The organism is Spirosoma areae, assembly GCF_054781775.1.
Map to the genome: position 1 here is coordinate 1 of NZ_BAAGTT010000036.1, position 25,720 is coordinate 25,720.

Sequence of the window (25,720 nt, forward strand, 5' to 3'; positions counted from 1 at the left end):
CCTCACCTAACCCGTAAAACGCTGTCCTTTGCCAAAACGGATGATAGTCATTTTGCGCGTACACTCAACTTTATTAACCATTATAATCAAACTAAATCAGCTTGACATTTACCACTACCTATAATTTAATTATCTACTACTTACACCGGCGGCACACCAACGCTTGTCCAGCCGCCATCAACTACCAAACTCTGACCCGTAATGTGACGCGATGCGGGCGAAACTAAAAATAGGGCAGCATTCGTGATGTCATCGACCGTGGCCGGGCGACCCATTGGCGTGATGCGCGACCAGATAGGCACATACGTTGGGTCGTCTAAGGTGCGCTCGGTAAGGGTTGCGCCGGGAGCAATGGCGTTGACGGTGATGCCCAGGGGCGAAAAATCAATGACCAACTGTTTGGCCAGCATCTCCAGCCCGGCTTTGGTCATGCTATAGACGGGCAAACCCGGATGCGCCTGATGCCCCACCACCGACGACATGAACAGGACACTCCCTCCCTGCCCCTGCTGCCGCATTTGCCGGGCAGCCGCCTGCGCCAGAAAAAAGCTGCCCCGCAGGTTCACATCCACGATTTTCTGAAAGGCGTCGGGCGTAGTGGTGAAGATGTCGCCGAAAATGGTAATACCCGCATTGGCAATGGCGACCTCAACCGAACCGAAGCGACTAACGGCCTCATCGACCATTTGCTGAATAAACTGAACGTCGGACGCGTCGCCGGGGCAGGCTTCGCACCGGCCCGAAGCACCGGGGGGGTTCTCGTTCTGTATGGTTGAAACGGCTGTTTTGGCCAATGTTTCGTCATACTCATTGAGCAGCACATTGGCCCCGTGCCGCACCAGCGCGCGGGCAATGGCAAACCCAATGCCCTGCCCGGCACCCGTGATGAGCGCAGTTTGTCCCGTAAAATCAATCATGGCGCAGGTTTAGAACAGATTCGTTGACATGAAGGACAAATTTCAGCCGAAATGTATGTTTATCTATTCCGACAATAATACGTTTTTTAGCTGACATGGCTTGTTTTTTGCTCTGTTTTACCTTAAAAACAGCTACCTCCATGAGCCGGTTTACTCATTTCTCTCCGCGCGTTCAAAGCGGTTTCTGGCGGGGCCATTCATTAATCAGCCTGTGTTTATTACTGATAGCGTTACTTAACGCGAGTAGTCTGGCAGCACAAACGTTCCCGGCGAACTTCACCCAGGTGGTGGTTGCTTCTGGACTAACTTCACCACCCACTGTCATTGCGTTTGCACCCGATGGGCGCGCATTTGTGGCCCAACAGGGAGGGAATTTACGGGTTATTAAAAACGGAAACCTGTTGCCCGATCCCTTCATTCGACTCACGGTTGATAGCACCGGCGAACGGGGTCTGCTCGGTATTGCGTTCGACCCCGCTTTTTCGTCCAACCAATACATTTATTTATATTACACTGTTCCGGCCACTGGCACCGTTGGGGTGCATAATCGTGTTAGCCGTTTCACGGCAATGGGTAATGTCGTCCTGGCAGGCAGCGAAACAATTATTCTGGAATTAGACCCGCTCAGTGCCACCAATCATAACGGCGGCTCTATCGTTTTTGGTCAGGATCAAAAACTCTATATAGGCACAGGTGAAAACGCCAATCCGGGTAATTCACAGAGTTTAGACAACTATTTAGGCAAAGTCCTTCGTATCAATTCGGATGGCACCGTACCAGCCGGAAATCCGTTCACAACGGGTTCGGAAGCCAAAAAACGCATTTGGAGTTACGGGTTACGCAATCCGTACACGCTAACGGTTCAGCCCGGAACGGGTCGGCTCTTTGTTAACGACGTGGGTCAGGGAGCCTGGGAAGAGATCAATGATGCTACCGTGGGCGGCTTAAATTTTGGCTGGCCAATTGTTGAAGGCGCCAGTACGAATCCGGATCATGCCGCCTACACGAACCCCGTTTACGCCTACGCGCATGGCGGTGGTGATGGGGTTGGCTGCGCCATAACGGGTGGTACGTTTTATAACCCGGCCACAACCCGATATCCTCCCGCATTCATCGGCACCTATTTTTATCAGGATTTCTGCAGCAACTGGATTAATGTCCTGGACGTATCGGGGCCTACCGCCGTTCGGTCGCCATTTGCCACTGACCTGGCTGGCTTAATAGTAGGCCTAACCGTAGGTACAGATGGCTATCTATATTATTTGAGCCTGAGTGCCGGTGCTGTTTATAAAATTACTTACACGGGTGAGAATTGCCAGTCGCTTCAGACCGGTAACTGGCATGATCCGAGTAATTGGTCGTGCGGTCGGGTACCCATTTCAGCCGATAAGGCCACGGTGCGCCATGTGGTAACGATTGGCACAGGCTTAGTGAGTCAGGTAAGGCAAATCCAATACGAAGCAGGCGGGCAGCTTGTATTCACCGGTAACAGTAAATTACAGGTAGGATTGTGAGAAGGTATAACGCTAAAACGTGGTTTTCCCGGCAACCATCCGTTCATATTCAGAATCGTTCGGCTCCCAGAGTTCAAGTTTATTCCCTTCCTGGTCCAGAATCCAGCCGAATTTACCGTATTCGTGTTCTTCAATCTCGCCCACAATCGTTACGCCCTCCTGCCGCAGCACATCCAGCAGTTCAACAAGATTCTCGACGCGAAAATTAACCATGAACTCTTTAGCCGAGGGCGCGAAATACGTCGTTCCCGCCGAAAAAGTTGTCCATTGCGTGAAGCCCCTCCGGTCGGGAGCGTCGCTATGCCGCCACTCGAAGGTGGTGCCGTACTGATCCGTATTGAAACCCAGATGCCGGGCATACCATTCCCGCAGTTCATCTGGCTTTTCGGCCTTAAAAAAGAAGCCCCCAATGCCCGTTACCCGTTTCATGTTACTATTGGTTACAGGTTTCAAGTTTCAGGTGGGCCGTCAGAGCGATTGGCCAATGCAGCACAAACCTGAAACGTGAAACATAAACTTACAAACTATCAATGCGAATCCCGTTTCACTTCGCTGCCCGAAGCGCCCCGCAGAAAATCAAAATCGGCGCCTTCGTGGGCCTGCGTGACGTGCCGGATGTAGAGGTTGACATACCCACGCTCGTAGCCCAGGTCGACGGGTTTAAAATGCACCAGCCGCCCGGCCAGTTCCTCATCAGACACGTGCAGATGCAGGCTTCGGTTTTGCACGTCGAGCGTAATCAAATCACCGTTTTGCACGAGAGTGAGGTTGCCGCCAACTGCCGCTTCGGGCGATACGTGCAGCACCACCGTGCCAAAGCCCGTGCCGCTCATGCGCCCGTCGGAAATACGCACCATGTCGTGAACGCCCAACGCCAGAATTTTGGCCGGGAGTTGCATATTGCCCACTTCGGGCATACCGGGATACCCCTTCGGCCCGACGTTTTTCAGAACCAGCACGCAGGTTGGGTCAACGTCGAGGTCGGGGTCGTCGATGCGGGCTTTATAGTCGTCGATGTTCTCGAACACCACCGCCCGGCCCGTATGCTGCAACAGCGCAGGCGTAGCCGCCGACGGTTTCAGTACCGCCCCGTTCGGGCAGAGGTTTCCGCGAAGAACGGCCACCCCCGACTCCGGTTTAAAAGGCTTATCGACGGAGGCAATCACCGCCGGGTCGTAGCATTGGGCCTCGGCGCAGTTCTCGCCAATGGTATGCCCATTCACGGTCAGCGCGTCGTTGTGGAGGTACTGGCGCAATTCGCGGATAACGGCGGGCAACCCACCGGCATAAAATAAATCTTCGACAAAGTGCTCACCCGACGGCTGCAGGTTCGTCAGCAGCGGGATTTGGGCCGACAGCCGGTCGAAATCATCTAAGGATAACTCAACGCCCACGCGCCCGGCAATGGCCGTCAGGTGCAGAATAAAATTAGTGGAACCGCCGAGGGCTGCGTTAATCATAATCGCATTCTCAAAGGCTTCACGGGTCAGAATTTTCGATGGTGTCACGTTTTCGCGGGCCAGTTCGACCGCCCGGACGCCCGTCATGTGGGCCAGCACTTTCCGGCGCGAGTCAGCCGCCGGAATGGTAGCGTTATCGGGCAGAGCTAACCCCAGCGACTCGACCATAGCGGCCATGGTTGAGGCCGTTCCCATCACGGCGCAGTGGCCCTGCGAACGGGCCATACTGGCTTCGGCGGCCACGAATTCGGCCTGACTCATCTCGCCCATTTTGTAGGATTCGGCAAACCGCCAGAGGTCGCTGGTGCCAATTTTTCGGCCCTGAAACCGCCCGGCCAGCATCGGCCCGCCCGACACCACCAGCGTTGGAATATCGACGCTGCACGCGCCCATAACAAGCGAGGGCGTGGTTTTGTCGCACCCGCACATCAGAATGACCGCATCAATCGAATTGCCGCGAATGCTTTCTTCAACGTCCATACTGGCTAAGTTGCGAAACAGCATGGCCGTGGGTTTAATCTGGCATTCGCCCAGCGACATCACCGGAAACTCCAGCGGAAAGCCGCCCGCTTCCCAGACTCCGCGCTTGATGGCCTCGGCCAGTTCGCGGAAGTGGGCGTTGCAGGGCGTCAATTCCGACCAGGTGTTGCAGATGCCGATAACGGGCTTTCCCTCGAACTCATGGTGCGGAAAGCCCTGATTTTTCATCCAGGCACGGTAAATAAAGCCATCTTTTCCGGTGCGGCCAAACCAGTCTCTTGAGCGAAGGGGCATTTTTCAGTAAGCAGTTAACAGTAGTCGGTAAAGGCAGTTAAGGGGCTTGTTTTACTTCATGCGAGCGGAATAATCTGCTCTCCTTACAGGTGATGTCCTGCCTATACGTCTGAAACAAAAGCAGACCGAAAGCTTTGCTAAAGAAATAACATTCAACAGATTAATTTGTATATATAGTAACATTAAACACTATTTAGTATCTTCTTAGATAACCATAATATATAATTATTTATAATTTTTATTATACTTTGCTTGACATTAATTTTATTTTCTGCTTACCTTCATGTAAGTTCACTTAATCCTACTCACAGTATGAAAACGTTTATCACCCCTGCCCAGCACCTTCTGCGGTGCATCCTGTTTGTAACGCTCTACTTTTTTCAGTTGTCCTTGTAGCTGAGTCTCCTGGTGATGTGCGTAAACCAGGAAGTACTAAATACAAAGTAAGTGCGAGCCGAAAGGTCTATCGTATTACGGCAACTCAATCTGCTGCCCGCCCTGAAGTTTTTGAGATAAAGCGGTTCTCATGCCCCAATCCTCCTTCTCCCGCCAAACCCAACGGAGGAGAAATTGTCGTATGCAGCGCCAATGAACAAGTTTCTATCTCTTCTTCACCTCCTTTACCCAACTCGGGCCCATGTTATTACCATTGCCCATTATTATGGAGCGCACCAAGTGGCTGGAATATAATTTTTGATCCGGGTGGATCTCCTCAGATAGGTAATCCGCAATATGGTACGCATGGTGGTACTGGTTATACACCCATGGCATTAAAGGCTCCCAGCAGCATTTCTCCGGGAAATGCAGGGGCAGTAACCTTACTGACCGACTATGTTAATTGCGGAGCACCCTATAATACAAGCAGTTCAGCCAATGTTTGGGTAGGTGGTACAGGTGTAAGCAATGGGAAGGTCAATGGGTCGCCCAGTAGTATACCCACCTACGTACCCAGCGGCTACGCCAGCCTAAGTGTCCAACTTGCCGGTGGTAGTGCCAGTGGTAGTACAAGCTGATATGTTACGCATGGTAGTGCTTCACTAAGCCCAAGTTATAACTATTGCACGGCAACCTGGAGTGGCTTCGCTCGCGTTGTGGTTGATGCCAGCAATCGCTGTGGGAGCGGTGGTTCGTGGACGTTCTACCTGACTACGCAGGAAGGCTACATGGGCTACCGCATTGCCCCTAATCCGGCAAAAGATAAGGTTAGTCTTTTACTGGATTACAAAGAAATGATTGGGGAAGTTATTCAGAATGTCACGCTTTATGACTCGGAAAACAGAGCCTGGTATTCATCGGATGCCCGTCAGTTAAAGAATACAGTGGGAGATAAAAACGTTATTGACATAGAGACAAAAAATTTCCCCAGAGGTACTTATTTTTTGCACGTGACCTATGGAATGAAAGGCGGGAAGGATACTGTCTTAAAATCACAGGTAGTTCTGGAGTAATTTATAAACCGCGCCAGCCAGGCTTGGCTGGCGCGGTTTTCTATTTAAGCATAACCTACTTCTCTTCTATGACTTTTTTCAGGTACGTCATATTATTGTGGTCGTTTGCACACATGCTGACAATTCATGCCCAAAATCTTGTCCCGAATCCCAGCTTTGAGCTATTAAAGAAAAAACCCTGTCAAATAATAACTCTTGCCTTCGTAGATAATATTAACAACTATATTGTTGATTGGACATCGCCAACTAATGGCACCGCCGATATTCACACCAATGAAGCACAGCCTGACACGACTTGTCAAATTGGTTTAAATAGAACCGGTTATGCGGCCCGTAGCGGCAGCGTGTGTGGGGGGATATCTACGGGCACTCCAGGAGCCACCAAAATCACAGGAAAAACTTATCGAGAATATTTGCAATGTAAGCTGATGCAGAAGTTAACGCCGGGCAAAACGTACTATGTGGCGTTGGGTGAAGAGTTCATCCTGTGTGGCGTGGTCGGGTCACCTGCGACAAGGCGCACGTCCTGACAGGCGGGCTTAGGGTTTCCATTTCCGGGTCACCTGTGACAGGGTGAACGCTCCCGTTAGGCAGGTTTGGGTTTGCCAGTCAGCCTCCGTGCGACACGTCAACCGCCCCGACAGGCAGGTTTGGGTTCGTAGGTCAGCGTTCTTGCGACAGGCAGCGCGGCTCGACAGTCGGGCTTTGACAAGGCTCGGTGGACAAAGGCTTGGAAAGTTCGTTTTGAGCTTCGCCCGGCGGTACAAAAGTTTGGACTGTGCGTTTTGTCCGCTCCGCGCGGGCAGGCTTCCGCTGACAAGATGCTCGCCGGTGAGGAAGCGTTGCAGCCCAACCAAACAAGGGTGAAAAGGTCGGGGCGACCTCACCCATTTTAGCTATCTTGCTCATCCATCAGCCCTTGTGGGTGTTGGGTGGCCCGAACAAGTATGAAAAAAGCGTGAGTACCAGCGTCTCGGCGACAACTTGCACGTCCCGACAGGCGGGCTTTTCAGTCTCCTTTCCGGGTTGCTTGCGACAGCGCGAACGCCCCGGTTGGGCAGGTCTGACAGTCGTTGGGGCAGTCTCCGCCGACAGGCCAACCGCCCCGACAGCCAGGCTTGACAAGGCTCGGTGCAAAAAGGCGTGGACAGTGCGTTGTTGAGCTTCGCCCGTGGGCGTGAAAAAGTTTGGAAAGTGCCTTGTTGTCCGCTCCGCGTGGGTAGGTCACCGCTGACAAGAGGCTCGTCGGTTAGGACAGTCTTCAGCCCAACCAAACAAGGGTGAAAAGGTTGAAGCGACCTCAGCAATATTGACTAACTCGCTCATCCATCAGCCCTTGTGGGTGTTGGGTGATGGTCCATAAAGTGCTTGCAAGGCAGCGTTGCGGTCGACAGGTTGCAGGCCGCAGAGGTCAAGGTTTAGGCTTGCATTCCCAGCTTTCGGTCGACAATCCGAACGCCCCTGTTAGGCAGGTTTGAGTTTGCCAGTCCAGCCTCCTTGCGACAGGCATATAAAATCAGTTTATTGGATTAACAGCAACACGGTATTTGAATTGACACATCAAAAAATTATGGAGACAATTTTCGACTTTGACTTATTTTCCTTTCTAAGACCATTTGAAGGTGACTATCTAATATATAGACTTAGGCAAGGAAATTTACAAGACGAAATTGTACGAAAGCAAATGAAATATTGTCCTGGTATCTATCTGGTTTATGATTATACAGATAATACAAAAGGCGACCTGTTATACTATGGTAAAGCAGGCGCAGACCTCAATGGTAATATAAATAAACATCAACTGCCCAAAAGATTATTAGCTACATGCAATTTGCCACCAAATTATCCAGCATTAAATGGTAAAATTAAAGACATAACGAGAGACGTTGCCTGGGTACACATGATGGAACATGACAAGATTTCAAGTATTTTAATTTTTTACTTCTACACCCATATAACAACAACAAATAACAAGATAAAAGCAGACCCACCACCTGCACAACTGGAAGAAAAAGTAAGAATGGCACTACTAAGACAACAAATAACTAAATGTCGATGGTCAACTAAAAGAGATGATTAATATCTAACCGGGCCGGGTTTCCGTCGACAGGATGCACGTCCCGACAATCGGGCTTGACAAGGCTCAGTACAAAACGGTTTGGAGGTGCGTTGTTGCGCTTCGCCCGTCGGCGTGAAAAGGTTTGGACTGTGCGTTTTGTCCGCTCCGCGCAGGCAGGTTACCGCTGACAAGATGCTCGCCGGTTGGGAGAGTTTTCAGCCCAACTAAAACGAGGGTGAAAAGGTCGAAGGTCTTCGCCCGTTTCTAACTAACTTGCTCACCATCAACCCTCGTGGGTGTTGGGTGAACCGAACAAGTATAAAAGCGTGAAAGGCAGTGCCCCGGCGACAGGGAGCACGTCCCGACAGGGCAGTTTGGGTTTCCATTTCCCCCTTTCGGCTGACAGGGCGAACGCCTGAGTTAGCGGGCTTTGACAGGCGGGGTCGGGTTGCGTGCGACTGCGGAAACGCCCCGGTGCTTGCGGCTTGACAGAAGCGGATTTCGTTACGTAGTTGAGCTTCGCGCTTCGGCGTAAAAAATCGGATTGTGCGTTGTGTCCGCTCCGCGTAGGTGGGTCACCGCTGACAAGATGCTCGCCGGTAAGGAGGCTTTGCAGCCCAACCAGGAAAGGGTGTAAAGGTCGAAAGCATAGTTGTTTTAGTGAGCTAACTCGCTCACCATCAGCGCTTTCGGGCGTTGGGTGATGCCAATCAAGCATTAATAAAGCGTGTGTGGCAACGTCCCGGCGACAACTTGCACGTGCCGACAGGCAGGCTTTTGGGTCGCCATTTCCGGCTCGCTTGCGACAGGGCAAACGCCCCGGTCGGGCAGGTCTGGCAAATCGGATGTGTGGCGTTGTTGAGCTTCGCGAGTCGGCGTGAAAAAGTTTGGATTGTGCATTGTTGTCCGCTCCGCGCGGGCAGGCTTCCGCTGACAAGATGCTCGCCGGTGAGGAAGCGTTGCAGCCCAACCAAACAAGGGTGAAAAGGTCGGGGCGACCTCACCCATTTTAGCTATCTTGCTCATCCATCAGCCCTTGTTGGCGTTGTACGTCAAATCATATCCTTTTACAGATCGAATTAATAGAAGGTCGTACTTTACTAATAACATCGGCTGTTATTTCTCAAAAGATTCTATTTTTCAACCCATAGATAGAGCTAACCCTCAATATATACTGACTTATAAGCCCCAAATTAACGAAACTCAGGTCATCACACAGACCAACGAGTGGCACAAAATAAGCGGTTGTTTTAAGGCCACCGAAGCCGCTCAGTATCTGACAATTGGTAATTTTTTTACTGAGTCAGAAACTCGCTACGTTGAGGTTGATAAGCGTGAGCAAGGCGCTTATTATCTGGTTGATGATGTGTCCGTAACAGAAACCAATCTTAGCAGTTTACCGGAGTTGGCCATTCAGGACACTACCCTTTGTCCAGCTAAACAGATCGTATTATCCTTGCCAAACAGCCCGGCCATTCACTATCAATGGCAGGACGGAACCACCTTATCAACCTATACCATCAGCCAGGCTGGACTTTACTCAGTAACGGCTACGGCGGGCTCCTGTACAGTAACCGATACGTTCCGAGTTGCTCAGGAAGTTTCTTTCCGGCTGCCAGCCGATACAACGCTGTGCCGGGGGGCCACGTTTTTAATCGCTCCCGTTAGCTCAGCCGCCAATAACTTACACTGGAGCGATGGTTCTCAGGGTCCTGCTTTGTCCGTATCCCAGGAGGGTATCTATTGGGCCCGTTCGGCGTCACCCGGCTGTCAGCAGATGGACTCCGTTCGGGTAAAGATGGTAGACTGCCCGGGCACGATTCCCAATGTGTTCACCCCAGATAAAGATGGCATCAACGATACGTTTTCTATCCCTGGCATTACGCTAACTCCCTGGCGGCTGGAAATCTATAACCGCTGGGGAAGCCCTGTGTATCAAAGCGATACGTACAAAAATGATTGGTCGGGTGAGGGTCTTCCTACGGGCGTGTACTATTACCTGCTGTCAAGCAGTGTTCTGCAAAAGCAGTATAAAGGCTGGGTGCAGATTATGCGTTAACCAATAAGTATGGCGTTACCATACATCAGCCGAATAACCTAATCTCCTTTCTTCTGACCTGCTGCCTATGCGGTTAACGCAAAATCAGGCTGGAGGCCACTCGGCAGAGTCGAGCGTTAACGGGGGCTGAATGAAGACCAAAAGCGTCCCCTGATTTTAGGGGATAAATTTCAAACAAACAGGCATCGAAATCCTGATTTCCTTGCCCGTGGGTGTCAATTTACCAGTGTTTTTATCCCGTTTAAAAATAGTGATGTTATCTGAATCCTGATTGGCCACCAAAACAAAGTTACCCGTTGGGTCGATGGCAAAATTACGGGGTGTTTTGCCATTGACAGGCTGATACCCGACCAGAGTGAGTTGCCCGGTTTTTTGGTCGACGCTAAATATCACCACACTCTCATGCGCCCGATTGGAACCGTACAGAAATTTACCATCGGGCGAAATGTGAATGTCGGCGCTCCATTTGCGACCGGTATACGCATCGGGCAGATTGTTAACGGTTTGAAAGGGGACTAACTGACCATTTTTATACATAAGGCCAGTGATGGTGGCCCCCATTTCCTGAATCACATAGGCAAACCGGCCATTGGGATGAAACGTAAAATGCCGGGGACCGGAGCCGGGTGCTACGGCGGTGAACGGTGGATTGCCTGCCGTCAGTTGGCCTGTCTGAGCGTTCAGGGTGTAGGTCATGATTTTATCCGTTCCTAAATCGGGCACAAAAACATCTGTATTGTTAGGCGCAATATTGATGGAATGTACATAGGGCTTCGTCTGTCGTTCAGGGTCGATGCTTTTGCCCTCATGCTGAATGGTTTGCGTGGTTTTGCCGAGCGACCCATCGGCATTTACGGGTAAAACGTTCAGGTTGCCGCCTGCATAATTGCCAACGATGACCCATTTACCCGTTTTGTCTACCGCTAAGTGGGCTCCGCCAGTTCCTCCCGTAGCCTGCGAATTAAGCAGGGTTAACTGGTGCGACTGCTTATCAATGGAGAACGCACGGACCGAATCTCCTTTACTAATGCCTCCAGTAGCATACAAAAAGCGCTGGTCTGGTGAAATGGCTAAAAACGAAGGATTTGTAACGCCTTTGGCAACGCTTATGGGCAAGAAGTCACCCGTTTTTGCATTGAACCGATACACATAAATGCCTTCGCTGGTTTTGCGGGTATATGTACCGATGTAGAGGTAATAGTCCGTGTTTTGCGCGGATGCAAAAAAGCTCATCAGGCAAAAAAGTCCAGTTAAGGCAAATTGAGCACTGTTTTTCATGTTTATGCTAATTTTTTGAACAAGGAAGATTATTTCCATATAACAGACTGGTCTATAGTGGCAATCGTCGCTTTACCCGTTAGGGCCATCGCCAGTTCAAATTCACGTTTGAGTATGTCCAGTACTTTGGTTACGCCCTCGGCACCGCCACATGCCAATCCGAAACAGATGGGTTTGCCCACCAATACCGCATTGGCGCCTAAGGCAATGGCTTTTAAGACGTCCGTTCCCCGTCTGATGCCGCCGTCCATCAGGAGCGGGATTCGGCTGTTTACTTTATCGGCAATACGGGGCAATGCCTCAATCGTGGCAGGCACGGTGTCTAAATTTCGTCCGCTGTGGTTGGAAACGATAAGTCCGGATACCCCCGCCTGAATTGCCAGCTCAGCATCGTCGGGGTTCAAAATACCTTTGAGCAGAACCGGGGTTTTGGCGAATGACATCAACCAGTCAATGTCTTTCCAGGTCAGGGATTTGGTCAGCGCAAAGGCATCGGCCATGTGCGGAGTTGTTACGCCCTCCGGCATGGCGAAGTTGACGCGTTGCTGCCGGTTACGAACCCCGGCCACCGGCGTATCGACCGTGACACAAAGAGCGCGGCATCCCTGTGCTTCGGCCTCCTGCACAAGGGCTTTGGTAAACGCCCGGTCGTCTCGCACATAAAGCTGAAACCAGAGCGGCTGCGTGGCGACTTTGGCAATCCCGGAAAGGGGGGTGTTGGTAAATGAGCTAACCACATAAACCGCCGAAGCGGCTCCGGCCCCCCGGGCGGTGGCCAATTCGCCCTCAGGGTGCATGATTTTGTGATAGGCCGTAGGCGCAATGAGAATCGGATGCGGCAGGTCGAGTCCAAAGAGAGACGTTCGGGTATCAATGCGGCTGACGTCGACAAGTACTCTTGTGTTGAGTTTTATCGCATCGAATGCCTGTCTGTTCCACCGAACCGTGAATTCGTCAGCCGCACCACTCGCAACGTATTCGTAGGCCATTCTGGTCATTTTCCCCTCGGCCATTTTCTCAAACTCAAACAGATTAACGATGTCGGATAAATCCGTTGATGCCGCTTTCGTCAACCCAACATTGTCCCTAACAGAGCGGATTTCCCCGTCTACAGGCAGCATTGAACTGCCTCCTGATGTAGTCATTGCGTTGAGAGCATTTCGTCGGGTAGATTCCATTTCGTGCTGGTGGTTGATAGGCTTTTCGATAGGTTGTGTGTGGCACAGAAATCAGGAACGACTCCACTCCTGGATTTCTACTCATGCCCCGGCTCAGGCAATCAACAGCGAGCCAGGCGGCAGCTAATCAATGCCTGAATTCATACCGTCGTATGGTTCTACACCAGCCGAATTCCGCCCTCCTCAAGTACAACTTTCCGTTCCCGATAGAGCGTGCCGACGGCCTTTTTGAACGTCTTCTTGCTCATCTCCAGCGATTTATAAATTTCATCGGGTGGGCTGTAAAGGCATTTGAGAGGATTGTTTTATGTCACGCCAGCCGAATAATTAACTCGTCTCGTATGCCACTTATACGCTTAAAGTAAAATAAGTTGAGGCCTTGTGGGATAATTGCCTTTGGCAGAACTGGACGTTGATTAGGAGCAGGCTTTGGGCTAGTTTATGTATCAAAGATGCGTAATATTAAGCCATTCCAAAACTTCAGCCTGGTCCATTTTTCGACTATGGATAGTATCATGGTGGACATTGCATAACGTTACAAGATTGTCTATTTCATTCTTACCACCTTTTGCGTGATGCGTTAAATGGTGAAGTTCCAGAAAGTGCCTTGGATCACCAGTTTTCGCCTGATCCTGGCTCCACCCACATTTCCTACATTTGAAATCATCGCGAACCAAGACTGCAACCCGATCGTCATCTTTGATATTTCTGTCGTGAGTTTCGGCCTGTTTATTTTCTTCCAGAATATACACGCCCATTGGCAAATCTGGCCTTCCTGAAGCTTTAGTCTTCACAGGCCAGCCTAACTGAGTTCTTAATTCACGCGTCCGGCGTGGCCAGTCTCCACCATTTTTTGCTATGTACGCTAATTCCTCACCGAGTACTTCCCTCCCTACATTCAACCGCAAGTATTTAATAAGTTTCTCCTGAACGCCTAAATCCTCTTTCCTAATCGAATTAGATAATTTCCAGCGGTGAGCGGCATCGCGGTCCTGTTGGTCTTTAATGAGAATGTATTCGTCCGGCTTTATATGACTCACGTTCAACACTGTGTTATCCCATTCATCGTCTTTTAATAGCGCTTTTATTGTTTGCCCACTCAGAATCGGCCATCCCAATTCAACTCTGAGTTCCCTAATTCTTCTTTGGTAATCGGTTATACCTGATACAACCATTAACTCGTCACTGTCAATGACAGTCATTGGGTATTTTCTAAGGTAAATCAATAGTCTATCTCTCCCTGCTGTAGTATTGGGTATCACTGAACTCCCAAATCTGCGTAATACATAAAATGCCGGTACGAGCGTAAGTACTTTTTGACGAAGTTCATCGGAAGTGGAAAGCGCAATGAAATTTTCTATTAACTCAATTAATTCTGTGCGGGCAGCTAATAAATCAACCTCAAAAGGTTTTCTTTTGGCCATAGTTTATACACATAAATTTAATATTACCTTCCTGTTCTTCATATTTTATACTAATTCCCCCTCTACTTCTACTAATCTGTCTTCTCTCTCTGTATTACGATTAAAATGCGATAAAACCGCAGAAGCAATCTGTTCAGCCATACCAACTGCAACTGCATTTCCAATCTGTCTTGCTATCTCAACCTTACTTCCTTTAAATATAAAGTCATCAGGAAAGCCTTGAAAACGAGCTGCCTCCCGGTGTGTTATCGGCCGGTGTTGTTCCGGGTGCAAATAACGCCCCTTCTCAGGTTTAAAAAATTCGGTACGAATCGTTACCGATGGTCTATCCCACCATAACCGACCAAACAAGTCAGTTCCACCGCTCTTTTTATTAATCCAACATTTAGGCGTTAAATGCGGAGCTAATCGCTGTAAGTCAAACCGATTCATACCCTCTCCGGCGATGATTCTATAACGTTCCATACTCATGGAAGTAGGATTTCTGCCGAAATGCAGTGCGTTGGCTCCTGTCTCCCCCCGAATTTCAGTACCAACTGGTTCTGCCAAATCGCTTATTACGTCCCTCACTGTTAGCCAAGGCTGTACATTAGGATGATATAATGTTAAATCAATTGGCTTGCTACTTCGCGGGTCGCGGTGCGTTCGTAAAGGCGGGAAAACATCTTTTGGATCGGCTAAGCGCGACCCCATAATAAAGGCACGAGTGCGAACTTGAGGTACCCCATAATTAGCAGCAATTAGTTTTGCAGCCTCTAACTCAAACCCCATACCCTCGGCGACTTCCCGTATCTGGCCATACTCTTCAGAAGTAAGCAATTCCGGTACATTTTCCATCACGAAAACCGATGCCCGCGAACGTTGAACTATATCCATGAAAGGCAACCAAAGTTGTTTACGTGGATCAAGTGTTCTATTCTTATTTAATAAACTAAAGCCCTGACATGGCGGTCCGCCAATCACAACTTCAGCTTCAGGAATAATCGTTCGTGGATTTTCAAGTATGGGCACTATGTCACCCCAAATACAGTGATTGCCGAAATTGGCGTTGTAGGTCGCTACGGCATATTCATTAAAGTCATTAGCCCAAACCGTTTCAAAAGCTGGTTGATTATGTTCGTCCTGAGTGTTGGTAAATCCTAATGTAAATCCTCCAGCACCCGCAAACAGGTCTATGATTCGTAAGGCCATCCTTATGCAGTAATTTTTACTGTAAACAACGAATATAGTATGGCTTATCAGATTGTCAAAACGACATGGATTTTACACCAGCCGAATTCCGCCCTCCTCAAGTACAACTTTCCGTTCCCGATAGAGCGTGCCGACGGCCTTTTTGAACGTCTTCTTGCTCATCTCCAGCGATTTATAAATTTCATCGGGTGGGCTGTTATCCGTCAATGGCAGAAATCCATTTTCGGCTTTGAGGGTAGCCAGAATTCGCTGGGCGTTGGGTTCAACATTCTCGAAACCAGCTTTTTGCAAACTCACATCAACGTGGTTATCGTCGCGAATCCGCTTAACGTAGCCAAGGAGCGGGTCGCCGGGCCGTACCGTGCGAAAGATTTCGTTGGCATATACCAATCCTTTGTAGCGGTTGTTGATGATGACATTCATGCCCAAATCCGTCGTTTCGTAGGCCAGCAACCGCACCTCCTCGCCCTCGAACAAGTCGCTCACGTCGGGGTCCAGAAAGCGGCTTAATTTGCTCGACGCCACCAGCCGGTTCGTTCGTGTGTCCAAATACATAAATACCACATACCACTGGCCAACTTCCATGGGGCGGGCCTGCTCGCGGTGGGGCGCCAACAGGTCTTTTTCGAGGCCCCAGTCCAGAAAAGCCCCGGCGCTGGTGACCGCCACCACCTGCAAACTGGCAAACTCGTCGCGCTGAATGGCGGGGGTCAGCGTGGTAGCAATGGGCCGGTCTTCGGAGTCAGTATACACGAATACATCGATGTCATCCTCAACGGCCAGGGTGTCGGGCACGTATTTATTGGGCAGCAGAATGTCGTTGCTAAAGTCCTGGCTTTTCCGGTCGGAGAGGTCGCCAAGAAAAAAACCAACGCTGGTTTGGCGCAGGGCCGTTAAGGTATTTATTCGTCCAATGTCAATCATAAGCGGGTTGCCGGTCGGGGTAAATATACGGCTGACTAAGCTGTGCCACAAAGTACCGTTTTTTATGGTAAGGTCAGATAATCCTGTTGTTGGCGGGATAAGTTAATGGACGAAAAACGTTGACAAAGCGGATACTATAGTTGATTGATTATCAGAGTCAGCAGCTTTGTCAACGTTAAAGATTAGTCCAGCCTCTATGCATCCTGTTGATTATCAGTGCACTAATACGCCCTTTTTAGCGTTGTTCAGTCAGTACCATCCAGCAGTAAGTTTTGTTAAAGCGTATTGGATTTTCGTTACTAATGGCCGCCATTCGACCGGCTGTTACCGTTGCCGCCCGGATTATTCCGCTACAAGTCGGCTCGCCCTCAAGTTTAAACTCAACTAAAATAAGTGCCGAAGCCAGGCCCGATGCAACAGCCGCACATGCACCGAATACCCTAAAATCACTCGCCGTAGGCGCACCGGAATTGCCCCTGCTCGATGTGGATTTCTGCGGAGAATGCTTACCCCTCGATCAAACCGATGTGCTTACCCGCTGGAAGCATGTTTTCATTCTTTTTCGGCCCCATGCCCGCGATTTGGGCAACCTCCGCCAGCGAGCCGATGCGTTCTTCCCGATAATCGGGCCGATTATGGAGAAGTACGACATTCCCGACGATTTTCGGTATGTGCCCTTAGCCGAAAGCGGCCTGAAAGCGAAAGCCGTTTCGAGGGCTGGGGCGGCTGGCTATTGGCAACTCATGCCCGGCACCGCCCGTTCACTCGGCCTGAAGGTTGGTGGCCGAACCGACGAACGCTTCAATGTTCACAAAGCCACCGAAGCCGCCTGCCGCTATTTACGAACGTTGTATAACCAGTTGGGGTCCTGGTCGCTGGTGGCGGCTGCCTACAATGCCGGACCAGGTTTTCTGAAGAGTCAACTCAAGCGCCACCCCCACCGCGACTACTACCGACTGACGCTGCCCCGCGAAACCCGGTATTACCTCTACCGGGTTCTGCTCTACAAAGAAGTGCTGTCGCGCCCCAACGATTATTCCTCCTTTCTGTCCCCTGCTCCCCAAACGGCTTTTCATTCGTGGGTGAAAGATGGGGCACACCGAACGGGTTAATCCCGGCTTCATATTGTGGTATGCCAGATTCTCCCCCGCCACTCCCCCGTACAGCGCGTGGTGGCGTTTCTGGCAGCACCAGGGCAGCCACAAAAAGCCGCGCCGGTTGAAGCTGAGCGCGGCTTTCCCGTTCATCTGGCCAGACGTTAGCACCCGTTCATTGTCCTCTCTGAATATGTTTGTATATGTTCCTGCTTTCCAGATATATTAATTTATTTTTAAATCCTTGTCTATTTACTTGAAATTTTATAAAATACAAGACCTTTACACCTTAACTCAATCCTAAAAATATGCGGCTATTTTACTCTTCTCCACCTCCATTTCTCCGTCGATGGAGCGCAGCAGTCTGCTTATTGCTGGCTGTCACCTCTCTGTTCGCTTCCGGGAAAACCTCATCGCTCGCTACGCCGGAAACGGCTTACTTCCGTGGCGAAAACCCATTGGCGGAGAGTACCGTCAGCGGACGGGTTACAGATGCTACCACAAATGAAGCCCTCGCCGGATGCAGCGTCGTGTTGAAAGGCACGCAGAAAGGAACCACTACGGATGCCAACGGCAGCTACCGCATTGTGGTGCCGGATGGCAATGCTGTTCTGGTGTTTGGTTTTATTGGCTTTGTTTCTGAGGAAATTCCGGTAGGCAGCAAAAGTACAATTAATGTGGCGCTCAAGGCGTCGGCCTCCGAGCTCGCTCAAGTGGTGGTCATCGGGTATGGCAGCGCGTCTAAAAAAGATATGACCGGCTCAGTGAAGTCGATCAAAAGCACGGAGTTCAATCGGGGTATCATCAACTCACCCGAACAGCTTTTGCAGGGTAAGGTTGCCGGAGTCAATGTTACGTCGGCAAGCGGGGAACCCGGTGGTGCTCAGAATATTACAATTCGGGGCCCGGGTGGCGTTCGGACGGGAAGCACGCCCCTGTTTGTGCTGGACGGCATTGCCTTAGATAATTCCAGCACGGGCGGTGCTACCAATCCGCTGAACTTTCTGAACCCGCAGGACATCGAGGCTATCGACGTCCTGAAAGACGCATCGGCCACGGCAATTTACGGCTCGCGCGGAGCGAATGGCGTCGTGCTGATTACCACCAAAAAAGGAAAAGCGGGGGTATCAACGTTTAGCGTTTCGTCTAATTTCGGCATCTCCAATCTGGCGCGGCCTCTGTCGGTGTTTTCGGCGGACGACTACCGGCGTCAGGTTCCGGCGGTGGGTGGTGTGCTGGAAGATTTCAAAGGGTCAACTGACTGGCAGAAAGAAGTAACCCGGACCGCTAAGACCTGGAATCACAATCTGGCGTTTGGGGGTGGCTCCGACAAACTAACCTATTATGCGTCGCTGGGCGTTCAGAATCAGGAAGGTATCATCAAAAATAGCCGCATGAACCGGTACACGGGGCGCATCAACGTATCGCAGAAATTGCTCGAAGACCGGCTCAATGTGGATGTCAACCTGACGGCCAGTTACACCTTTAATCAGCGCCCGCCTACTGAAAGCATACTGGGTGGCGCTATCGTAGCCAACCCAACGCTGCCCGCCTACGACGCCGATGGAAATCCGTTTAAATACCAGGCGGGGACCAATCCACTTATTACGCTGGGCCTGGAAAAAGACCTGACAACCATCAACCGGGTAGTCGGCAACATTTCCCCGTCGTTCAAGCTTACCAAAGACTTAGTGTATAAGCTCAATCTCGGCGTCGACAACGCCAGTTCGGTGCGGGATTTACAATCGCGGCCCAATGTAATTCCGTTTCAGGATGGCCGGCTCGAAAGCATTTATACCACGAACCGGAACCTGCTGGTTGAAAACTATTTCACCTATACGTTAGCCCGGACGGACCATAACCTGACGGCCTTGCTGGGGCATTCCTACCAGAAAATTTTTGTGCAGGAACGCCGGTCCAGCATCAATAAATTCCCCATTTCACCCATCGAGCCGATTTATAACCCTGGTTTGGGTCAGGACCTTACGCTGGCGAATAACAAGCCCGGCGGCTATGCGCTGGAAAATGAATTGCAGTCGTTTTTCTCGCGGGTCAACTATCAATACCGGGACAAGTACTTAGCGACGGCTACTGTGCGGGCCGATGGCTCGTCTAAATTCGGGTCGAATAACAAATACGGGGTTTTCCCGTCGGTATCGGTGGGCTGGCGGCTTTCGGAAGAATCGTTCCTGAAATCGGGGCCCTTCTCCGACCTGAAACTTCGGGCGGGCTGGGGCCTGACTGGTAATCAGGAGATTCCGTCGAAAATTACCCAGGCATTATTTACCTCCCAGGTATCAGCAGCAACGAGTTACCCTCTGGCGCCAACCGGAACCTATCCGGCGGGTACGTCGTATTCCCGCTTAGCCAACCCGGATATTCAATGGGAAGTATCGGCCCAAACGGATGTCGGTCTGGATTTTGGGTTGTTCAAGGGTGCGCTGTCGGGATCGGTAGACTATTTTCGGAAGGTCTCCAACAACATCCTGCTGGAGGTTATCCCGGCTGACCCCGTTCAACCGGCGGGTACGTTCTGGACCAACGTACCCGACATGACCATCACCAACCAGGGCGTCGAACTGGATTTGAACTACCGCTACGCAAGTCTGAGCGGCTTTCGGTTCGACATTGGGGGAAATATCACGTTCATCAATAATGTGGTGAACAACTCGCCCTATACCGTGATTCCGTCCGGCTCGGCCTCCGGTTCCGGGCTAACGTCGGCGACCATCAACGGCTACCTCAACGGGCAGCCCATCGGCACCTTCTTTCTCAAGGAATTCACCGGGTTCGACGACAAGGGCATCAGTACGTTTCGGGATGCCGACGGCGACGGGATAGTGACGGACAAAGACCGGGTAGCGGCTGGCAGCGCGCTCCCCACCAGGCAATTCAATATCAACAGCAACATTGCCTACAAAGGCTTCGATCTGGCGGTCAATTTCAACGGCGTATCGGGCAACAAACTGTATGACAATACAGCTAACTCGAATTTCTATAAGCTTCGATTGTCTAAAGGGTTGAATACCAGTGCCGAAGCCATTCAATCGGCCAGCGAATCCATCAACAATTCGGCGCCCGTTTCGACCCGGTACCTTAAAGATGGCTCCTTTTTCCGGCTGAATAACGTCGCGTTAGGCTATAATCTCAACCCCAAAACGATTGGGATCAACCGGTGGATTTCGGGCATCAGGCTATCGGTTACGGGTCAGAATCTGTTTGTCATTACCAACTACGACGGCTTCGACCCCGAAGTGAACACCGACCGAACCATCAACGGCGTTTCGTCCTACGGTATCGACTACCTTAGCTATCCCAAAGCCAGAACGTTTGTTTTTGGCCTGAACCTCACGTTTTAATCATAAACTACCCCCAACCCCCTGAAGGGGGCTTTGCTTGACTATTCTCAACCTAAGCCCCCTTCAGGGGGTTGGGGGTAATAAAAACAGAAACCATGCTCAAGAAACTCATTTCCATGCTGACGCTGGTTAGCCTGATCGTCATACAGGGTTGCACCGACCTGACCGAAAATGTGCTGGATGAAGCCTCCGTTGCGGGTCTGTCTGACCGGCAGGCCGCCGACGGCATCATGGCGCCCGTCTATGCCCGACTGCCGGATATTTTCCTGCATACCAATTACTTTGCCATGCAGGAGATTTCTACCGACGAGGCCATTCTGCCCTATCGGGGTGGCACCGACTGGGGCGATAACGGAATCTATCTGGCCCTGCACCAGCATACCACAACCAGCACCGATCCGAACATCAGGAGTACCTGGAATTTTATCCTACAGGGCGTGTCGCGGTCGATTACGGCCATCAACACCCTGCCAACGCTGAACGACCCGGTTACCAAAACCTACCTGGCCGAAGCGAGGGGCATGCGTGCCTATTATGCCCTGCTCACGCTGGATCTGTTCGGTCTGGTGTTTGTGAAGGACGATCTGGGCGCAACATCAACTATTCTGCGGGGTGATCAGGCCATTGACTACATTAAAAGTGAGTTGCTCGCGGTAGAACCCAGTCTGGAAACAACGGTTGGCCCCGGCCGGCTCACCAAAGGGGCGGTTTGGGGGCTGCTGGCCCGCCTGTACCTGAATGCGGCTGTTTACCGCGACCGGTATGCGGCTCAATTTACCTTCAGGCCCGAGGATATGGATAAGGTGGTGGAGTACAGCGACAAGATCATTAACTCGGGCCAGTACCAACTGTCGAAAGATTACTTTGCCCTGTTCAACTCGGATAATCACGACAACAAAGAGTTGATTTTTGCGGTCGATCAGCGGGCAGACCTGAACGGGCATAACCGGATGGCCTACTTTTCGTTATCCGGCGATCAGTTTCCGATACCCGCCTACCCGGCGGCCAACGGTACCGACGGGCCTGGTATCACGCCCGATTACTACCGGACCTGGGTCAATGCGTATGCGCCCAAAGACCCGACGGTAGACCCACGCTTCTACAAACAAAACCTGTCGATTTATTCCAACCCAGCAGATTCGTGCGTAGCCGAAGCCAGTTTCAACATTAACCGGGGTATTCTGCGCGGGCAGCAATACGGCCTGATTCGGCGGAATGGGGTGTTTTTAAAGTGCGCCGATGGCAAATTCAAAGTAGGCAAACTTTTTCACGATACCCGCAACAAACCCACACTTGCCGTTGATTTCACCGAGCAAATCGATTACACCGTGGCGGGCAGCAACTACAATACGGGCTACCGGGTGGAGAAATACGAGTTCAGTAAAAAATCGGCCAGTGGCCGGAATTTCGGTGAAGCGGATATTGTCATCATTCGGTTAGCTGACGTGTACATGATGCGGGCCGAAGCCAAACTCCGCAAGGGTGGTGATGTGGCCAGTGCCTTAGCCGATGTCAATACGGTTAGGGCTGCCCGAACGGTTACGGCCCCTCCCCCGGCGCTGACCGACATGAGTTTAGACCTCCTGTTCCGGGAGCGCGGCTTTGAATTCTACTGGGAGATGCTTCGCCGTACCGACATGATTCGGTTTGGTAAGTATGAGGGTACATGGACAGAGAAGACCAACAGCGATAAGCTAAAACGCATTTTCCCGCTTCCCCAAACGGCCATCGACGGGGCTTCTAACCTACCCGGCTACCTGAAACAGAATGACGGGTATTGATTGACATTACACCCCACCGGGTTAAAACCCGGTGGGGTGTACATTTTTTGCCATAACGAACAACCACTAAACCCCCTAACTCAACCGAACCAGCGTATTTGCATACGTAAAGGTCGTTTCACTGACACCGGCAGTGCCCGTCAGGGGGGCGGCACCGGATGGATCGGGGGTGCAGGCTAAGGGAATATGGCCTTCGGTAGCCAGCATTCCCGACGTAGGGTCCAGGCCAATCCACCCGGCGCCGGGAATGTACACCTCTGCCCAGGCATGTAAGGCCAGCGAATTCTGGATAGGATCAGCGGAGTTCATCAACTCCTGTTCGTTGGGAGCTACCTGTGCCAGATAACCGGAAACGAAACGGGCGGCCAGGCCTACATGTCGCAGAATCTGCACCAGAAGCCAGCCCGAATCACGACACGAGCCGATGGCCAGTTCGACCGTTTCTTCTGGCGTTTGGATGCCGGGTTCCAACCGGGTGGTGTAGGCAATACGCTGAAAAATCTGTTGATTAAGCCGGATTAGAAAGTCGACGGTATCCCGTTTTGTCCTATCTATCTGTTGGATCAATTGCGACAGGCGAGGCCCTTGTTCCGTAACTTCTAAGTAGAGGGCGAGGTCTTTTGTTAGCTGGGCATCATATTGAAACGGAAACGACAGGGCATACTCATCCAGAAAAAAATCGAATGGGTTTATGGGTTCCAGTGTCGCCGTAATGGCGACGTCGATGGTCATCCGCTGCATAGGTCCCGAAAAATCGACCCGCGCAACAAAATTACCGAAGGGGTCCTGTTGCCAGTGGATGAGGTGACTGGCTGGTTCAACAGTCAGCGAATACGATTCAATCAACGCCCGGCAGTGGGCCGCCGGTTTAAGCCGGATCAGGTGGGGCGTCAGATAAACCATCCGGTCGTAGTCGTATTGAGTATGGTGATGAATAGCGACGCGGGTGGACATATAGAATGGGTTAAGGTAGTTTTTGGTTTATCGTTGGCTGATCGTAACAACGGACCGGCTTCAGCAACACTCGTGCGTCAGCCAACGATAAACCAAAAAACATTACACTTTTTCAAATACCAACCGGTAGTGTTCCATCGTCTCGCGCTGGAAACAGACCCGGTTGGGACTGACTCTGAATACGGCAATGAGGTCCTGGAACGCCTTATTGGTCAGCAGTTTGGGCAACAGCGACGCATAGAGCGCATATTTCTCTAAGTTAAACGCCCGAAATCGCTTCCGCCACTGGCCAATGGTTTCGATATAATCCAGCCGGCCGCTGCTTTGCGAAATAAGTTTAAAATTAGGCTGGGCGTTACGAATCACCTGCTCCGGCCCATACGGAAGCCACGAACCCGGAAACTGGGCGATCATAAGGGCCAGTGAATACGAATCTGAATCCTTTGGGGCATTCACACTGATTTCTTCCAGTGGAATCATGTTTTTCCCGAAGACCATCGTCTGCATGTAAAACCGGCCACCAACGGGCAGTAGATCATAGAGTTTTTTAAAAAAATCGGCGTACACCTGATCCTGCTGGCCCGCCTTGTACTGTTCAATCGAGCAGAAATGCTCCATGCCACCAATGCAGCTAATGGCATCGAAGGTGCCGTAATCAGCAGGGGTGATGGTACGGCAATCTTTAACTTCGACTGTTAAGCCATTGGCCCGGCAGGCTTCGGCCTGTCCCCGCGAGAGGGTTACGCCACGGGCAATGGCCCCACGCTTTTTAATGTAGGTGAGAAATGGCCCCCAGCCGCAGCCCATGTCGAGCACTTTCGACCCCTTACCTATTCGTAAGCTGTCGGCAATGAAGGCATGTTTTTGCTCCTGAGCCTGTTCGAGGGTGAGCGAAAAGTCGCCATTATACATGGCTCCGCTGTAGTCGCCGGTTTCGCCCACGCTCAGGCGAAAAATTTTATCAATGGTGGTGTAGGTGAAATCGAGGTCTTGTTGTGATGCCATAGGTTAAAAAAGACTAATAAAGGGGGTTATAGATTGACGATGCACACGTTAAGGCATTGACCGGGCCACCGGAGCGGTAATACGGTCATAGGTTATTGAGTAGGCCGGTTGGCTACTCAATAACCTATGACGTAAGAACCTAATAACTATATTCTTGATTTTCAGCTACCTGAACGGGCATCGGGGGATTAATCGGGGCCGTTTTACCCAGTTTCTCCAGCAGGCGGAAATGCGAATAGAGCGCTGACCAAAAACTATGATTCTCCAGATAAGGCAACCCAAATTCGTGGGCAGTGCTGCTGACGATGGCCGTAATGGCCGGGTAATGAATATGACAAACCCGGGGAAACAGATGGTGTTCGATTTGCCGATTTAAACCGCCACACAAAAAGGCCGCCAGTGCGCTTTGGGGAGCAAAGTTCGCCGTCGTGTGCATCTGGTGAATAGCCCAGGCATTGTGTATGTCGCCTTTCTCATTAGGCAGTGGAAAGGTGGTTCCTTCGACGGCGTGGGCCAACTGAAACACAAGCCCTAACACCAGCCCTTCGGCCAGATGCATCAGAACGAAACCAATGGCCAGTTGCCACCAGGTTATATCAAGCACCAGATAAGGAACAACCAGAAAGAAAACGTAATAAAGCCCTTTCGAAGCGAACAGTTTGATGCACTCGCGCCGGGGGTGTGAGGACGTGTCGGTTTGGCCGATCTGCTGCTTAAAGAATTTTACGTAGTCCTTCCGAAATACCCAGGAAAGCGACGCCAGCGCATACAACGGAAACGTGTACCATTGCTGATAGCGATGCCACGGGTGGAGTTCATCCTGCGGGTCTAACCGTACCAGACCGGGAGCGAGTTCAATGTCTTCGTCGTGGCCCGGAATATTGGTGTAGGTATGGTGAACAATATTGTGGGTAATTTTCCAGATGTAGGGATTGGCCCCCAGGATATAGAAGCTGCCCCCCAGGAGCCGATTCACCCAGGCATGAGCGGAAAAGGCGCCATGCAGGGCATCGTGAGAAACGTTGAAACCAATAAAGGCGGCAAACATACCGAGCACGATAGACATACCCAGCATTGCCCCTAACCCGAACTGATTCGATAAAATGAGTCCGTAAAGCACCACGTATCCCACCAGAAAGAACCCGGCTTTGGCCCACATGGCGCCATTGGCATGGGGCGAAAGAGCGTTGTCCGTGAAATAGGCATCAACTCGCCTGCGAACCGTAATTAAAAACTGTGAACGACCTGCATCCTTAAATTTTACCTGGTTTAGCATCAATACAATAAATTACGATGATGAA

22 protein-coding genes and 1 pseudogene are annotated in these 25,720 nt (G+C 51.0%); 9 read left to right on the forward strand and 14 right to left on the reverse strand.

What is annotated here, in order from left to right:
• Positions 1-140 precede the first annotated feature (140 nt).
• Entirely contained in the window at positions 141-917 is a 777-nt protein-coding gene (locus tag ACYVI1_RS20880) for an SDR family NAD(P)-dependent oxidoreductase (protein ID WP_460912732.1), read from the reverse strand.
• Positions 918-1,057: 140 nt separating this feature from the next.
• Between ACYVI1_RS20880 and ACYVI1_RS20885 the strand changes: the two genes are divergently transcribed.
• Positions 1,058-2,431: a PQQ-dependent sugar dehydrogenase gene (locus ACYVI1_RS20885; protein ID WP_460912733.1), complete on the forward strand. Its 1,374-nt coding sequence runs from the start codon at positions 1,058-1,060 to the stop codon at positions 2,429-2,431.
• Between the two features lie 12 nt (positions 2,432-2,443).
• Here the strand turns inward: ACYVI1_RS20885 and ACYVI1_RS20890 are convergent, their stop codons facing one another.
• Together ACYVI1_RS20890 and ACYVI1_RS20895 are read right to left on the reverse strand one after the other, a co-directional pair.
• Positions 2,444-2,860 (reverse strand): VOC family protein, encoded by a 417-nt coding sequence (locus tag ACYVI1_RS20890; RefSeq protein ID WP_460912735.1) that lies wholly within the window; start codon positions 2,858-2,860, stop codon positions 2,444-2,446.
• A 98-nt stretch (positions 2,861-2,958) separates the two neighbouring features.
• Positions 2,959-4,665, reverse strand: a complete 1,707-nt coding sequence (locus ACYVI1_RS20895) for an IlvD/Edd family dehydratase (protein ID WP_460912736.1) — start codon at positions 4,663-4,665, stop codon at positions 2,959-2,961.
• 764 nt (positions 4,666-5,429) lie between these two features.
• On the opposite strand from ACYVI1_RS20895, the gene ACYVI1_RS20900 reads away from it, so the two are divergent.
• The 3 genes from ACYVI1_RS20900 to ACYVI1_RS20910 all read left to right on the forward strand — a co-directional run bounded on the left by ACYVI1_RS20900 (position 5,430) and on the right by ACYVI1_RS20910 (position 6,643).
• Positions 5,430-5,678, forward strand: coding sequence for a hypothetical protein (locus ACYVI1_RS20900; RefSeq protein ID WP_460912737.1), 249 nt, complete (start codon positions 5,430-5,432; stop codon positions 5,676-5,678).
• Positions 5,679-5,756: 78 nt separating this feature from the next.
• Complete coding sequence (locus ACYVI1_RS20905; protein ID WP_460912738.1) at positions 5,757-6,113, forward strand: hypothetical protein; 357 nt, start codon at positions 5,757-5,759, stop codon at positions 6,111-6,113.
• A 113-nt stretch (positions 6,114-6,226) separates the two neighbouring features.
• Positions 6,227-6,643, forward strand: coding sequence for a hypothetical protein (locus ACYVI1_RS20910; RefSeq protein ID WP_460912739.1), 417 nt, complete (start codon positions 6,227-6,229; stop codon positions 6,641-6,643).
• A gap of 9 nt (positions 6,644-6,652) precedes the next feature.
• Here the strand turns inward: ACYVI1_RS20910 and ACYVI1_RS20915 are convergent, their stop codons facing one another.
• Positions 6,653-6,970 (reverse strand): hypothetical protein, encoded by a 318-nt coding sequence (locus ACYVI1_RS20915; protein ID WP_460912740.1) that lies wholly within the window; start codon positions 6,968-6,970, stop codon positions 6,653-6,655.
• 713 nt (positions 6,971-7,683) lie between these two features.
• Between ACYVI1_RS20915 and ACYVI1_RS20920 the strand changes: the two genes are divergently transcribed.
• Positions 7,684-8,193, forward strand: coding sequence for a hypothetical protein (locus tag ACYVI1_RS20920; RefSeq protein WP_460912741.1), 510 nt, complete (start codon positions 7,684-7,686; stop codon positions 8,191-8,193).
• Between the two features lie 696 nt (positions 8,194-8,889).
• Here ACYVI1_RS20920 and ACYVI1_RS20925 read toward each other — a convergent pair.
• On the reverse strand, positions 8,890-9,072 hold the full coding sequence (locus ACYVI1_RS20925; protein WP_460912742.1) for a hypothetical protein: 183 nt from the start codon (positions 9,070-9,072) through the stop codon (positions 8,890-8,892).
• Between the two features lie 466 nt (positions 9,073-9,538).
• On the opposite strand from ACYVI1_RS20925, the gene ACYVI1_RS20930 reads away from it, so the two are divergent.
• Positions 9,539-10,231 carry a gliding motility-associated C-terminal domain-containing protein gene (locus tag ACYVI1_RS20930; protein WP_460912743.1) on the forward strand — a complete coding sequence of 231 codons (693 nt, stop codon included), beginning with the start codon at positions 9,539-9,541 and terminating at the stop codon, positions 10,229-10,231.
• Positions 10,232-10,387: 156 nt separating this feature from the next.
• Here ACYVI1_RS20930 and ACYVI1_RS20935 read toward each other — a convergent pair whose 3' ends face one another.
• The 6 genes and pseudogenes from ACYVI1_RS20935 to ACYVI1_RS20960 form a co-directional block, all read right to left on the reverse strand.
• Entirely contained in the window at positions 10,388-11,509 is a 1,122-nt protein-coding gene (locus tag ACYVI1_RS20935) for a lactonase family protein (protein ID WP_460912744.1), read from the reverse strand.
• A 29-nt stretch (positions 11,510-11,538) separates the two neighbouring features.
• The gene (locus ACYVI1_RS20940; protein WP_460912746.1) at positions 11,539-12,654 is read right to left on the reverse strand and encodes an alpha-hydroxy acid oxidase; all 1,116 of its coding nucleotides are present in this window, start codon (positions 12,652-12,654) and stop codon (positions 11,539-11,541) included.
• 191 nt (positions 12,655-12,845) lie between these two features.
• Positions 12,846-12,956: pseudogene (locus ACYVI1_RS20945) on the reverse strand (GntR family transcriptional regulator); the annotation flags it as partial.
• Positions 12,957-13,133: 177 nt separating this feature from the next.
• On the reverse strand, positions 13,134-14,111 hold the full coding sequence (locus tag ACYVI1_RS20950; RefSeq protein WP_460912747.1) for an HNH endonuclease: 978 nt from the start codon (positions 14,109-14,111) through the stop codon (positions 13,134-13,136).
• A 45-nt stretch (positions 14,112-14,156) separates the two neighbouring features.
• Positions 14,157-15,302, reverse strand: a complete 1,146-nt coding sequence (locus tag ACYVI1_RS20955; RefSeq protein ID WP_460912748.1) for a DNA cytosine methyltransferase — start codon at positions 15,300-15,302, stop codon at positions 14,157-14,159.
• A 72-nt stretch (positions 15,303-15,374) separates the two neighbouring features.
• Positions 15,375-16,226: a CvfB family protein gene (locus tag ACYVI1_RS20960; RefSeq protein WP_460912749.1), complete on the reverse strand. Its 852-nt coding sequence runs from the start codon at positions 16,224-16,226 to the stop codon at positions 15,375-15,377.
• A 302-nt stretch (positions 16,227-16,528) separates the two neighbouring features.
• Between ACYVI1_RS20960 and ACYVI1_RS20965 the strand changes: the two genes are divergently transcribed.
• The 3 genes from ACYVI1_RS20965 to ACYVI1_RS20975 all read left to right on the forward strand — a co-directional run bounded on the left by ACYVI1_RS20965 (position 16,529) and on the right by ACYVI1_RS20975 (position 22,460).
• The gene (locus ACYVI1_RS20965; RefSeq protein ID WP_460912750.1) at positions 16,529-17,338 is read left to right on the forward strand and encodes a lytic transglycosylase domain-containing protein; all 810 of its coding nucleotides are present in this window, start codon (positions 16,529-16,531) and stop codon (positions 17,336-17,338) included.
• Positions 17,339-17,628: 290 nt separating this feature from the next.
• Positions 17,629-20,679 (forward strand): SusC/RagA family TonB-linked outer membrane protein, encoded by a 3,051-nt coding sequence (locus tag ACYVI1_RS20970; RefSeq protein WP_460912751.1) that lies wholly within the window; start codon positions 17,629-17,631, stop codon positions 20,677-20,679.
• 95 nt (positions 20,680-20,774) lie between these two features.
• Complete coding sequence (locus ACYVI1_RS20975) at positions 20,775-22,460, forward strand: RagB/SusD family nutrient uptake outer membrane protein (protein ID WP_460912752.1); 1,686 nt, start codon at positions 20,775-20,777, stop codon at positions 22,458-22,460.
• 75 nt (positions 22,461-22,535) lie between these two features.
• Here the strand turns inward: ACYVI1_RS20975 and ACYVI1_RS20980 are convergent, their stop codons facing one another.
• The 3 genes from ACYVI1_RS20980 to ACYVI1_RS20990 form a co-directional block, all read right to left on the reverse strand.
• Positions 22,536-23,414, reverse strand: coding sequence for a transglutaminase family protein (locus tag ACYVI1_RS20980; protein WP_460912753.1), 879 nt, complete (start codon positions 23,412-23,414; stop codon positions 22,536-22,538).
• A gap of 102 nt (positions 23,415-23,516) precedes the next feature.
• The gene (locus ACYVI1_RS20985; RefSeq protein ID WP_460912754.1) at positions 23,517-24,419 is read right to left on the reverse strand and encodes an SAM-dependent methyltransferase; all 903 of its coding nucleotides are present in this window, start codon (positions 24,417-24,419) and stop codon (positions 23,517-23,519) included.
• 139 nt (positions 24,420-24,558) lie between these two features.
• The gene (locus tag ACYVI1_RS20990) at positions 24,559-25,695 is read right to left on the reverse strand and encodes a fatty acid desaturase family protein (protein WP_460912755.1); all 1,137 of its coding nucleotides are present in this window, start codon (positions 25,693-25,695) and stop codon (positions 24,559-24,561) included.
• Between the last annotated feature and the right edge of the window lie 25 nt (positions 25,696-25,720).